Origin of the sequence: Thermoflavifilum thermophilum (assembly GCF_900116565.1) — a bacterium.
Classification (GTDB): Bacteria; Bacteroidota; Bacteroidia; order Chitinophagales; family Chitinophagaceae; genus Thermoflavifilum; species Thermoflavifilum thermophilum.
The window spans coordinates 2,121,824-2,134,876 of the sequence record NZ_FPCJ01000001.1; the positions used below are offsets into that span (position 1 = coordinate 2,121,824).

The 13,053-nt window shown below is 47.3% G+C and carries 8 protein-coding genes; 4 read left to right on the forward strand and 4 right to left on the reverse strand.

Annotated features, from left to right (window positions below):
• The first annotated feature begins 9 nt into the window (after positions 1 to 9).
• On the forward strand, positions 10 to 1,665 hold the full coding sequence (gene odhB, locus BM367_RS09095) for a 2-oxoglutarate dehydrogenase complex dihydrolipoyllysine-residue succinyltransferase (RefSeq protein WP_092460002.1): 1,656 nt from the start codon (positions 10 to 12) through the stop codon (positions 1,663 to 1,665).
• Positions 1,666 to 1,676: 11 nt separating this feature from the next.
• Positions 1,677 to 2,900 (forward strand): RsmB/NOP family class I SAM-dependent RNA methyltransferase, encoded by a 1,224-nt coding sequence (locus tag BM367_RS09100; protein WP_092460004.1) that lies wholly within the window; start codon positions 1,677 to 1,679, stop codon positions 2,898 to 2,900.
• Here BM367_RS09100 and BM367_RS09105 read toward each other — a convergent pair.
• Positions 2,897 to 3,631, reverse strand: coding sequence for a hypothetical protein (locus BM367_RS09105; protein ID WP_143103997.1), 735 nt, complete (start codon positions 3,629 to 3,631; stop codon positions 2,897 to 2,899). The two genes, BM367_RS09100 and BM367_RS09105, sit on opposite strands and share 4 nt — an antisense overlap.
• A gap of 280 nt (positions 3,632 to 3,911) precedes the next feature.
• Between BM367_RS09105 and BM367_RS09110 the strand changes: the two genes are divergently transcribed.
• Positions 3,912 to 5,183, forward strand: coding sequence for an alpha-hydroxy-acid oxidizing protein (locus BM367_RS09110; RefSeq protein WP_092460008.1), 1,272 nt, complete (start codon positions 3,912 to 3,914; stop codon positions 5,181 to 5,183).
• A 183-nt stretch (positions 5,184 to 5,366) separates the two neighbouring features.
• On the opposite strand, the gene mnmA is transcribed toward BM367_RS09110, so the two are convergent.
• A complete protein-coding gene (gene mnmA, locus BM367_RS09115; RefSeq protein ID WP_092460009.1) occupies positions 5,367 to 6,473 on the reverse strand; it encodes a tRNA 2-thiouridine(34) synthase MnmA in 1,107 nt (368 codons plus the stop codon).
• A 149-nt stretch (positions 6,474 to 6,622) separates the two neighbouring features.
• On the opposite strand from mnmA, the gene BM367_RS09120 reads away from it, so the two are divergent.
• Entirely contained in the window at positions 6,623 to 8,401 is a 1,779-nt protein-coding gene (locus BM367_RS09120; protein WP_092460010.1) for a glycoside hydrolase family 15 protein, read from the forward strand.
• Here the strand turns inward: BM367_RS09120 and BM367_RS09125 are convergent.
• Together BM367_RS09125 and BM367_RS09130 are read right to left on the reverse strand one after the other, a co-directional pair.
• Positions 8,388 to 10,679, reverse strand: a complete 2,292-nt coding sequence (locus tag BM367_RS09125; protein ID WP_092460011.1) for a bifunctional alpha,alpha-trehalose-phosphate synthase (UDP-forming)/trehalose-phosphatase — start codon at positions 10,677 to 10,679, stop codon at positions 8,388 to 8,390. The two genes, BM367_RS09120 and BM367_RS09125, sit on opposite strands and share 14 nt — an antisense overlap.
• A gap of 422 nt (positions 10,680 to 11,101) precedes the next feature.
• Positions 11,102 to 13,042: a M1 family metallopeptidase gene (locus tag BM367_RS09130; protein ID WP_245759951.1), complete on the reverse strand. Its 1,941-nt coding sequence runs from the start codon at positions 13,040 to 13,042 to the stop codon at positions 11,102 to 11,104.
• Between the last annotated feature and the right edge of the window lie 11 nt (positions 13,043 to 13,053).

Sequence of the window (13,053 nt, forward strand, 5' to 3'; positions counted from 1 at the left end):
AAAGAAAATATGCAAGCAGTAACCGTACCGCACATCGGCGAATCGATCAATGAAGTGACTATTGCCAGATGGCTGAAGCAAGAAGGTGATTATGTACAGCAGGATGAAGTGATAGCTGAAATTGAGTCGGAAAAAGCCAGTTTCGAAATCCGCGCAGAAGTTGCCGGTCGCCTTCATATTCTTGCAGAAGATGGAGCTGATGTGCAGGTAGGAGCTGCCATCGCTGAAATTGATACGGATGCAGCACCTTTGCAGCAGGCTGCTGATGCTGTGGAACCTAAGCGGGAAACAGTAGCCGCATCTGTAAAGGAACAACCGGCTGCAGATGACCGGGCCTCAGATGTAAAGCCCAAGCCTTCCACGCACCAGCCCTCCGGCGAATCGCTGGAAGTAAAAGTGCCATCGGTGGGCGAGTCTATTCAGCAGGTTACTCTGGCCCGCTGGCTGAAGCCCGATGGAGCTTTAGTGCAGCTGGATGAAGTAATAGCTGAGCTGGAATCGGAAAAGGCCAGCTTTGAAATTCGTGCAGAAGCCAGTGGATGGTTGCATCACCAGGCTAAAGAAGGAGATGATATACCTATCGGAGCCATCATTGCCATTATTGAACCATCGGTGGAAGGTGCATCTGCTGCTGCCCAGCCTGAGACCCAATCTGCACCCGAACCGGCATCTTCAGATCAACCTCCTATTACCGTTGAGACTCCGGCTTCACCTGCTACCCTCCGGGCTACCCCGGTGGCAGCAGCTATGATGGCCGATCAACATCTTTCCCCTGCCGAAGTGCGGGGCAGTGGCCCATCTGGCAAAATCCGCAAGGAAGATGTGCGTGCGGCACTGCAGCGCCCCGGAATCACCATCGAAAAACCTGCCCAGCCATCAGACAAATCTCCCGCACAGCCGGCAGCACAACCCGCATCCACCGGCACACAGGCTTTTAGCCGCAACGAACGCCGGGAACGCATGAGCAACCTGCGGCGCACCATTTCCCGTCGCCTGGTAGAGGCCAAAAACACCACGGCCATGCTCACCACCTTCAATGAGGTGGATATGAGTGCCATCATGCAGATTCGCAACCAGTACAAAGAAGCTTTTAAGGAAAAACATGGGGTAAGCCTTGGTTTCATGAGTTTCTTTACCAAGGCCTGTTGTTATGCCCTGCAGGAATGGCCAGCTGTGAATGCCTATATCGATGGCGACGAAATTATATACCATGATTACTGCGATATTTCCATTGCAGTAAGCACGCCGCGCGGATTGGTAGTGCCGGTAATCCGCAATGCCGAAAGCCTCTCCATGGCTGAAATTGAAAGAAAAGTGCTGGAGCTGGCTACCAAAGCACGCGAAGGCAAGCTAAGCCTGGAGGAGATGACCGGTGGCACCTTTACCATCACCAATGGCGGTGTATTTGGCTCGCTGATGAGCACACCTCTGCTCAACCTGCCTCAGTCGGCTATCCTGGGTATGCATAAAATTCAGGAACGTCCGGTGGTTATCAACGGACAGATTGTAGCGCGTCCCATGATGTATGTGGCCCTGAGTTATGATCATCGCATCATCGATGGCCGTGAGTCGGTGAGTTTCCTGGTCAGGGTGAAGGAATTGTTGGAAAATCCGCAGCAGTTGCTATCTGGCAGAGATCCGGTGAAAACCTTGCTGGAACTCTAGCTCATCTGCTTATGCGCCATCTCCCTTCCACCCTGGTCCGTTTCTATCTGCAAAAAGCGATTGAATGGCTGCAGCAATACCTGTCGGCTGGCGATATGCCACTGCATCTTTTTTTGAAAAACAAGTTTCGCTGGTGTTCGTCGTCGGGTGAACATGCTCCGCAGTTGGGCTCGCGTGATCGTCGTTACATATCAGCTCTGCTTTACGATTATTTTCGGTTGGGGAAAAGCTTTTCCGGTAGGAGCGTAGAAGACCGGATGATGATTGGATTTTTAATTTGTGAGCAAGATCCAACCCCGATTATTCGGGAATTGCGGCCGGAATGGCTGCAGGCAACAGCTTTTGCCAATCCTTTGGAAAGAGCCGGCTGGTTTGCTGATTTTCAGCCGGAGGACATTTTTCCCTGGGCATCGGAGTTAAGTCCGGGAGTGGATGCCCGAGCTTATGCTGTGAGCTATTTGCAGCAGCCCAACGTGTTCATTCGTATTAGGCCGGGGCATGAAGGTGGGTTTGCGGTATTGCCCGACCCGATTGTCCGCGTGAGTCGTCACACGTTAGCGGTTCCCGCAGCTACCAATTTGCATCGGTTGCTGCGTGCCCGGGAAGGTGTGGATTATGTGGTGCAGGATTGGGCATCCCAGCAGGTCATGGAGTGGCTCATAGAGGAGCTGCCTGCCGGCAAGGCAGACCCATCGCATGTGTGGACTGTATGGGATTGCTGTGCCGGCAGCGGGGGTAAATCGCTTTTTCTGGCCGATCATCTCCCGATGCAGCAGCTCGTGGTTACCGATATCCGTGCTTCCATTTTGACCAATCTCCGCCAACGCTTTCGCCTGGCCGGCATCCGTAAATACAAGTCGGCTGTGTTAGATGTAACCCAAGCCGAAGCTTCTGATAACATCCTGGGTAGCAAACGGTTTGATTTGATCATTGCCGATGTTGCCTGCAGTGGCAGCGGCACCTGGGCGCGTACACCTGAACAACTGCATTTTTTCATTCCGGAGCAACTTAAGGATTTTCATAACCGACAGATTTCCATTGTAAAACAAGCCTGTCGCCATCTCCAACCTGGTGGCTATCTGGCCTACATCACCTGTTCGGTATTTCGCAGGGAAAACGAAGATGTGGCCGATGAAATCCGGCAAATGGGACTCACGTATGTAAATAGCACTCTTATCACCGGTTATTCGGCAGGCGGGGATTCCATGTTTGTTGCGCTGTTTCGGGCATCCTAAAGGGTATCTTTCAGGCTGAGGATTATTTCCACACCGTTGCGAGGCTTCAGGGCCTGACAATTACCCTGCGAATCGTAGCCCGCACATTGTTGTTCCCAATGAATGAAATGGCGGTACACCAGGCCGATTCCCCGGGCATATTGTTCGATGCTGTAGGTGCGAAAAGCATAGGTATTGCTTTGCAACGAATCATTGGCCTGCATCACCGTGAGGGTAGAGTCAAAACGAATTCCACCAGGAGAAGCGGGCTGATTCACCTGTTGGTAGGTATAGATCCAGCCGCTCAGGTATTGCAGGTCGGGGTTTAGGTTGGTTTCGATGTAAGCATTTCCGTCCCAGCTGGCATTGTCTCGCACAGGGAAAATCAGCTTGATGAAACGCAAATTACCTTCCAGCCATTCCATGCGCCGGGGTAGCAAGGTAATGGCTATGCTGATATTCGGTTGCCAGGTGGCGGAGCCGAGCGGGCGCAGTTGCCGCAGGATACGAAATACCGTTTGTCCGGAATCATCCGTATAACTGGTATCCACTCGATCCCACGCTTCATAGCGGGAAGTATCCACGCTTCCGTCAAAATCGTGGTAAACAATCGAATCCAGCCAATAGTGCCTTTCCATACCCACATATATCGGAAAATAGGCATAGCCCATATCAGGCGGAGGAACTTGTTCAGATTTATGGCATGAGCTGAGAAGCATGATGATTCCAGCCAGCCCAACGCCAGCCAGCATATGTTTCGCTTGCAGAAACCCTGTGCGCATGCCAATATCAAAAATAAAGGATTCAGTATGAGATGGTAAAATTTTTTGGCAACAGGTTTATGAAAGTTTTGAAAAGGGAAATTTTAGGGAGTCTGCATCGTATCAGGTTAAAAAACAAGTTATCCATCATCTAAATTCTAAATTTTATTGGGTTGAAAGCAAAACGGCTGTATCTTAAAAAGCGCATGGATCAGCAGAAGAGAAATCATACCGGTATAGCAGTCATATTGTTCTGCTTAAATGATTTAACATGAAATCGAAATCTGCTTTTGAAAGACAAAGGGAAATCTACATCCGTGGGTTTTCGGGGAAGACTTCCCGCATTCCCTTTCATGCATCGGCTTTGAGAGAAAAAGCGAGGAAAAAAATGTCGCCCAACGCTTGGGCTTACGTAGATGGTGGCGCATCCGATGAAGCCACAATGACGCGCAACCGCAAGGCTTTTGATGCAATAGCTATTATTCCCCGGATGATGCGTGACAATTCCGCGGCTGATTACTCTTCCGTGCTATTCGGAACCTCGTTGTCATTTCCTCTTCTGCTTGCACCTATCGGGGCGCTGGATATGATTTATCCCCGGGCGGATCTCATGGTATCGGCTGCTTGTCACGCCATGGGCACTCCTTTTATTTTCTCAAATCAGGCCGGTAACTCCATGGAAAGCTGCTCGCGCATAATGGGAAATACAGACAAGTGGTTCCAGCTATACTGGAGCAAATCAGACGATCTCGTCCTTTCCTTTGTGAAAAGGGCGGAAAACTGCGGCTGCAAGGCTATTGTACTGACAGTAGACACCCCCATGCTGGGATGGAGAGCACGCGATCTGACACGCGGATATCTTCCGTTTCTGCATGGTTTCGGTATCGCTCAATATACATCGGATCCTGTTTTTCAAGAATATCTCCAAAACGGATGGGAAGCGGATACGCATGAAGATGCGGTTAAGCCTTCCTTTACGTTACACACCATGTGGCACGTGTTGAAATTAGGTCTCAGATATAAAGGCCGGCTCAGGCAAGGATTAAAGGCAGCCAAACTTTTTACCCGTATCTATACCAACCCTTCTCTTAACTGGGAGCGTATAGCCTGGTTAAAAAGCCAAACCCGCCTGCCGGTTATCATCAAAGGAATATTGCATCCTGCGGATGCACGGAAAGCAAAGGAATCAGGGGCAGATGGAATCATCGTTTCCAATCATGGAGGAAGGCAGGTAGATGGCGCTATCGCATCAATCGAAGCTTTGCAGGAAATCAGAAAAGCGGTACCACGTCCCTATAAAATACTGTTAGATAGTGGGATTCGCAATGGCAGCGATATCTTTAAAGCCCTGGCGCTGGGCGCAGATGCCGTATTGCTGGGAAGACCCTATGTGTATGGGCTGGCCATAGGAAAACAAAAAGGAGTGGAAGAAGTTATCCAAAACATCTGGAATGACTTTGAGCTAACCGCACGTTTATCTGGCTGTCGAAATCTGGATGAAATCAAAGAGGCGGAAATTTACCGCGCTGCTAAACCAGAATAGATCAAGTCTTATTCTTCCCATCTGGTTGCAAAGATCAATCAGCATGTATTCCTGAGTGGTTTCACCAATGGAAGCGCGGGTAATTATGCCGAATAAGGGAGTTCAGATTTGTTTATTGCATCCTGAAATCAAATTAAACATGAAGGATCAGCGTGGTGAAGGATTGATTGTCTTTCTGATTTTTTAATGCTTCTCCTTCACGCTTCTCAGGATAATGCCTCCGCCGATCACATCATCGCCTTCGTAGAACACGGCCGACTGGCCGGGAGCAATACCTTTCACGGGTGTATCGAAATCTACCCGCAATGGATCGGTACCTGCATGCAGCACACCCGGTGTGCCCCGGTCGCGATAGCGCACTTTGATGGTTGCCTGCATGTCGGCATTCAATCCGGGATATTTCATCCAGTTGAGCTTATAAACTTCCATAGTCGGGCGGTACAGATCGCGTTCTTCGCCCAGCACCACGGTGTTGGTTTCCGGAATGATATCGGTAACATAGGCCGGCTTACCGAGGGCCACGCCCAGTCCTTTGCGCTGGCCAACGGTATAAAACGGATAACCTTCATGTTCACCCACAACCGTACCATCCTGCCAAACCAGCTTACCTCCGCGGGTTTGGCTTTCAAGCCCTTCTACCTTTCGCTTCAGGAATCCGCGATAATCATTATCCGGGATGAAGCAGATTTCATAGCTTTCGCTTTTCCTGGCCAGTTCTGGAAATCCGTAGGCAAGTGCCATTTCGCGGATTTCGGTTTTGTGGTATTTGCCCAGCGGAAATATCGTACGGCTCAGGCATTCCTGGCTCAAACCCCACATCACATAGCTCTGGTCTTTGTTTTCGTCCACGCCTTTAGATACAAAGTAGCGGCCGTTTTCGTATTTCAGGTTCACGTAATGACCGGTAGCAATATAATCGCAATGAAGGGCATCGGCCCGTCGAAGCAGGGCTTCCCATTTGATATGGGTATTGCAGAGGATGCAGGGATTGGGTGTTCGTCCGGAAAGATATTCTTCGATAAAATTATTGATCACAAAATGGCCGAATTCTTCCCGGATGTCAATGATATAATGCGGGAAGCCATGCTTTACCGCTGCGGCCCGGGCATCGTTGAACGAATCCAGGTTGCAGCAGCCAGTTTCCTTTTTGCTGCTGCCCGATGTGGCATAGTCCCAGGTTTTCATGGTTACACCCACCACTTCATATCCCTGGTCATGCAGCATCAGCGCAGCAACCGTGCTGTCCACACCGCCACTCATAGCTACCAATACCCTGCCATGCTTGCTCATCGGAAATGGATTTCATGCAAATTTAACCCTTTATTTCTGCCTTCTTGTTTGGGTTCTGTCAATCTTTCCCAGACCCAATACCCTGCGTGGCTTCACATAACCTTTATTAGTTTTGTGTTTTATGTAAAATCAAAATATCCATCCTGCTTATGGCCCGACATGTGTATGAAACTGGTATCATTGGCAATTGTTCCTACATCGCGCATGTGCATCTGAATACCAATATTGAATGGCTTTGCTGGCCCAGGTTCGACAGCAGTTTTATTTTCGGGGGATTGCTCGATAAATCAAAAGGAGGTGAGTTTTCCATTCGTCCGCAGGGAGAATTCACCTCCAGGCAATATTATATTGACAATACCAATGTGTTGGTTACTGAAGTAAGCTGTGCACAGGGGCGTTATCGGGTGATTGATTTTGCACCGCGCTTTGTGCAGTATGAGCGGTATTTCAAGCCCCTGATGCTTATCAGAAAAATTGAATTGCTCGAAGGCAGGCCTTTGATCAGGGTTACCTGCAGGCCGATGGGTAATTACGGACAGATTGCGCTTCATCCCTACAAAGGCAGCAATCACATGGAATATCACGGGTTGAGTGATCCCGTGCGACTCACAACCGATGTGCCTTTAACCTATATTGATGAAAACAAGCATTTTGTATTGAATGAAAACAAATATCTGGTACTGACGTATGGTTCGCCGCTGGAAGCACCTTTGCAGCATACAGCCGATTATTTTCTGGAAAAAACCATCGAATACTGGCGACAATGGATTCAAACCACCGGCATTGAAAATATCTATCAGGAAGAAGTCATCCGCTCATCCCTTGCATTGAAAATTCATCAGTTTGAAGACACGGGAGCCATCATTGCAGCCAGCACCACCAGTCTGCCCGAGGCCAACGGCAGCGGCCGCACCTGGGATTATCGCTATTGCTGGTTGCGGGATGCATATTATATCCTGCAGGCTTTTAACCATATCGGACACTTCGAAGAGCTGGAGCGATATTTTCATTTCTTTGAAAACATTGCAGTCTCCAGCCGGGAGCGTTTTCAGCCATTGTACAGCATTACGGGTGAATCATATTTACCTGAGCGGGAAATTGATCTGGAAGGTTATCTGGGCAATAAGCCCGTGCGTATTGGCAATCAGGCAGCCGAACAAATTCAAAACGATACTTATGGTCAAATATTGGTTTCATTGCTGCCGTTGTATGTAGATAACCGCATTAAATATCGCGCCCGGGTGGATGCTGCACAATGGGTAAGCAACATTTTGCATAAGATTGAAGCTGTGATGGATGAGCCTGATGCAGGGTTATGGGAGTTTCGCAACATCAGGCAATATCATTGTTATACTTATCTATTTCATTGGGCTGGTGCCTGTGCTGCTATGAAGATGGCCGAAAAAATTCAACATAAATCACTGCGTCAGCTGGCTGTTAAATTAAGAAATAAAGCTGCTGAAAAAATTGAACAATGCTACGATCCGCAGCGTCGGGTATATACCGAAGCCATTGGTTCCAGACATCTGGATGCCAGCACGCTGCAGCTCATATTGATGAATTACTTAGATCCGAAATCACAGCGCGCCAAAGATCATTTGCGTTGTTTGGAACAACATCTGAAAGCAGAAAATGGATTGTTTTACAGGTATAAACATGAAGATGATTTTGGCAAACCTGAAACAACTTTTTTGGTTACGGCATTCTGGTATGTAGAAGTGCTGGCTCATATGGGGCGTGTGAAAGAAGCACAGGAGAATTTTGAGCAATTGATGAAATATACCAATCATCTTGGTTTATTGAGTGAAGATGTGGATGCACGCGATGGTAGCCAGTGGGGTAATTTTCCACAGGCCTATAGCCATGTGGGTGTGATGAATGCAGCTTACCGGATTGCCAAGAAGATTGATCAGCCTATTTTTTTATGAGCTCTTCCACATTAGCTTCAGCAAAATTATTCAGCAATGCCCGCACTTCCTGATAGGAACGCAGGTAATATTGGGCTAATGAAAGCGTGCTTCCAACGCGAATGGTATAAGCCCGTGAAGGCATAGCCCGGAATGTATCTTCATCGGTGGCATCATCGCCGATAGCCAGAATGAAATCATACCGCTGTTCCTTCAGCAGCGCCCGTGCAGCTTTTCCTTTGTTGACTTCAGCATTTTTGATTTCAATCACCTTATTGCCTGAAAGTACTTGCAAACCATGATGAGAAGAAAAGAATTTCAGGTTATCAATCAATTCACGAGCTCTTTCTTCTCCGAGTTCTGCACTTACGTTGCGGTAATGCCAGGCCAGCGAATAGCTTTTTTCTTCGATAAACGACCCGGGCGTGCGGTGCATGTACATCTCCAGAATATGGCGAATGCTGGGTTTCCAGGCAGTGCTCAGATCTGTGAACTTTTGCCAGTCCTGGCCATGATCTTTTCTCCACACGCCATGTTCGGCAATCAGGTCAACCGGAAGATCACCCAGCCATTTGGAAAGGGTTTCGTGGGTTCGTCCGCTGATAACCACAACCCGATTACGCGTGTCGCGTGCAAGTGCCAGCAATAATCGTTTTAGCTCCCGATCGGGTATAGCCTGATTGATGTCGGAGAAATAAGGCACCAAAGTACCATCGTAATCAAGCAACAAAATGCGTTTACGAGCTTGTGCATAATGCCTGATCATGTGTTCTGTAACCTGTCTGTTCAGCATTTTCGTGGTTAGCTTATCTTGTTGTTGTTTCACCTCTTCCAAAGTTTCAATGAATAAATTCACCCAGTGATATACGTTGTATTTAGCAATGATTTCCTGCATGGCACGGATGCGGTAAACCTGTTCTTCTTCCGGCATTTCGATGGCTTGCAACAGGGCATCCACCATGGCTTCAATATCATTCGGATTCACAATAATAGCATGCAGCAGCTCTTTTGAAGCGCCTGCCATTTCGCTGAGAATGAGCACACCTCTCGGATCAATTTTGCTGGCTATGTATTCTTTGCTTACAAGGTTCATTCCATCGCGCATGGGTGTAATCATGGCAATATCGGCTGTTTTGTACAAAGCCGATAGCATGTCCATCTGGAAGGAACGGTAGAAGTAATAAATGGGTGTCCATCCAAAGCTGCTGAAGCGGCTGTTGATGGAGCTTACTTTTTTATCGATTTCATCTTTCAGCCAGCGATATTGTGGCACCTGATCGCGTGAAGGAACCACAAGTTGAATAAATGAAATTTTTCCACGCATGTGGGGGTAGCGATCCAGCAACTGTTCGAATGCTTCGAGGCGGTTCAGGATACCTTTGCTGTAGTCGAGCCGGTCAACCGAAATCATAATTTTCAACGAGCCCACCAGGCTTCGCAGCCGTCGTTCATTTTGCAGGGTGCGTTCTTTGCGTGCCCATTGCTGAAACTTTTCAAAGTCAATACCCATCGGGAATGTATCAACCATCACTTCGCGGCCTTCCACAACTATTCGATTCATCATCACTTCCAGATTCAGCAGGCGTGAGCATGAGGCGATGAAATGCTTAGTATCATCGAGGGTGTGAAAACCAATCAGATCAGCACCCAGCAGGCCTTTCAGTATTTCCTTCCGCCAGGGCAGCAAACGGAAGATTTCAAAATCCGGAAACGGAATATGCTGGAAAAAGCCAATCGTCACATTAGGCAATTGTTGCCGGATTAGTTCGGGCACCAGACAAAGCTGATAGTCGTGCACCCAGATAATATCTTCCTCTCGCGCCACACGCAACACATGCTCGGCAAATTTGCGATTCACCGCACAATACATCTCCCAATCATCCTTTTTGTACAAGGTATAGGAAGGAAAGTAATGATATAACGGCCAGAGTGTTTCATTTGAAAAGCCTTCGTAATAAGCGGCGATCTCTTCTTCCGTCAAATAAACAGGTAATAATTTTTCAGCTTCAAGCAAGGGTTGCACCTGGGCGCGCTGGCGCTCATCCAGAAAGGCGCCGGGCCAGCCGATCCACAGGTTATCATTGCGTTTATACACACTGCTCAGCCCTGTTGCCAATCCGCCTTCGCTGGGCTGAAGCTGAAATTGTCCGGATTTGTTGATGACTACTTTTACCGGTAACCTGTTAGAAACAATAATGATTCGCCTTTCTGTCAGCAACCCTCCTTCATCGAAGCTGGGCAGAGAGCTGGTGATATACGGTATGTTTTTTTGTTTGTTTTTCCGTCTGCTGAAAAGCATTTGCGTCAGGGTTTAACATCGTTTGAATGAACGTTTCTGTCTATAAAAAAATCGGAGGCTGTGAATCTTTACAAAATTACAAAAAATGACTGAGTTACCGGAATTCGACTACAGCTTCTCCGGTTTTTTGTCTGAAATACACATATGTTGCTATACCTAAACAACCAAGCATAATTCATGCCGGATGCAGATGTGAGCATGATGATGAAAATGCGGGTTTAAGATAGAATTATCAATGCTTATGGTGATGGTAAAAATAAGTTTTTGATTTTACACACGTACTCCTCACAATTGAAGTGAATGTTCACACTATTTAATGTGCTTATTTGTTTTGTATGCATGTAAAGTATGTGCTGAGCAGGAACCTTCATGGTTTTCATTCATCCATTCATCATCAGCATGTGAGTTTGCATTTCATGATTTTATTTCAAATACACGTTGTTGCTTTCATCAATGTCGGCCATGCGTTTAGATGGATCAATCTGTACAGAACGGATTTGTGTAAAACTAATCGGCAGGTTGAATTCATATACAGGATCCGTCCATCTCCAGGCAGGCAATACGGTGCGAGGTATTGCACGATTTTCCTGAGGTTTTGTACCAAACATTAAATCCAGCGGAATATAGATCAATTGTTGTTTTCCGTTTTGGAAGGTAATTAGCAAATCAATAGGCATGGGCATTTGTCCAATTCTTCTCAATACAATTCTTGTGGCATTGCCTTCGGGTTGTACCTGTTCAATAGCATAATCAATGGTTTTGGTGGTGTAAATCCAATATTCCAGATACCAATCCAGTTTCAGGCCGCTGGTTTGTTCGGCCACATGGATGAAATCAATCGGCGTAGGATGTTTGAATCGCCATTGCCAGTAATAATTCAATAAGGTTTGATTGCGCAGGCTATCGCCGATGATATAGCCCAGTTGTTCCAGAAACACCGCACCTTTTGAATAAGCATTCTGGCTGTAAGCGAAATTGGTTTCATAATGATCGGCATGGGTGGTCATCGGTTCTGCCAATCCGCTTTTTACCAATGCATAATATCCTTTGTAGGAGCCTGATTCTCCGCGGGGTAAACTTGTATCCAGGCGTTGGAGGAAAGCTATTTTTTCTGATTCGTTTTGAAAGATGCTGTCTGCAAACTGATGATAGTAATAATAGCTCACCTTGCCTTCGGCCCAGGTGGTAAAGCCCTCGTCCATCCAGGGATAGAGCGATTCATTGGTGCCCAGCATCATCTGATACCAGCTGTGCATCCATTCATGAAAAGCCGTACCCAGGCTGGGGCCCTTGATCAATGTGGCCATCGGATATTCCATGCCTCCATCACCTCCCTGAATAAAACTATATTGATGATAGGGATAAGGTCCGAAATGTTGTTCCATAAATGGCAATACACGCACAGCAGCTTTCAGCAGGTTTTGCCAGTCCTGATCTTTGGATGTGATCGGATCTTTTTTGTAAAACACGTGAATGGCTGTATGCGCAGCGTTATGAGCCGTATCTACCAGATGTACATAATCCGGATCGGCGGCCCATACAAAATCGTGCACGTTAGGAGCCACGAAGTGCCAGGTCAGTTCATTGCCGGTTGCAGGTTTCACGCGGGTGCCCGGTCGCTCATATCCATAGCCAATTTCATCCGGATTTTGCAAGTATCCGGTTGCCGCCACCACATAATGTTTATCCAGCGTAAGCCACACATCGTAATCGCCCCAAACGCCATAAAATTCGCGGCCCACATAAGGTGTAGGATGCCATCCCTGCTGATCATATTCACAAATTTTCGGGTACCACTGGCTCATGGAATAACGCACTCCTTCTGCATTATCGCGGCCACTGCGGCGGATTTGTATATTCACCTGTGTTTTGAAATCCACATCGAAAATAACTTGCTGATGGGGTAATATGGGCTTTGTTAAATGTACCTGTAAAATAGTTTCTTTGGTTTCAAAAGGTTGGGCAATACCGTTCATGGTAATGTGCGTAACGCTGTCGTAGCCTATTTCATCGGGTTTTAGATGCGCAATTCGATCACGCACCCGGCTATCCCAGTCGCGGATGGTATCGCCCTGAGGTGTTATTCCTAAAATCAATTTTCCCGCTTCCCGGCTACGTATGTCCATCATACTTCCGGGCTGAAATGCATTCCAGTATAAATGAAAAAATACCTGTTTTAAAGTATCTGGTGAATGATTCTCGTACACAATGTGTTCCTGTCCGGTAAGGCGATTGGTGTGTACATCCAGACGTGCATGTATGGTGTAATGTACACGTTGTTGCCAGTAATTGTTTTGAGCAAAAAGCGAAAAAGGGCATTCCCCCAAAAAGAAAAAAAGCAACCCAAACATCCTGTTTCTCATAAGATGTATCA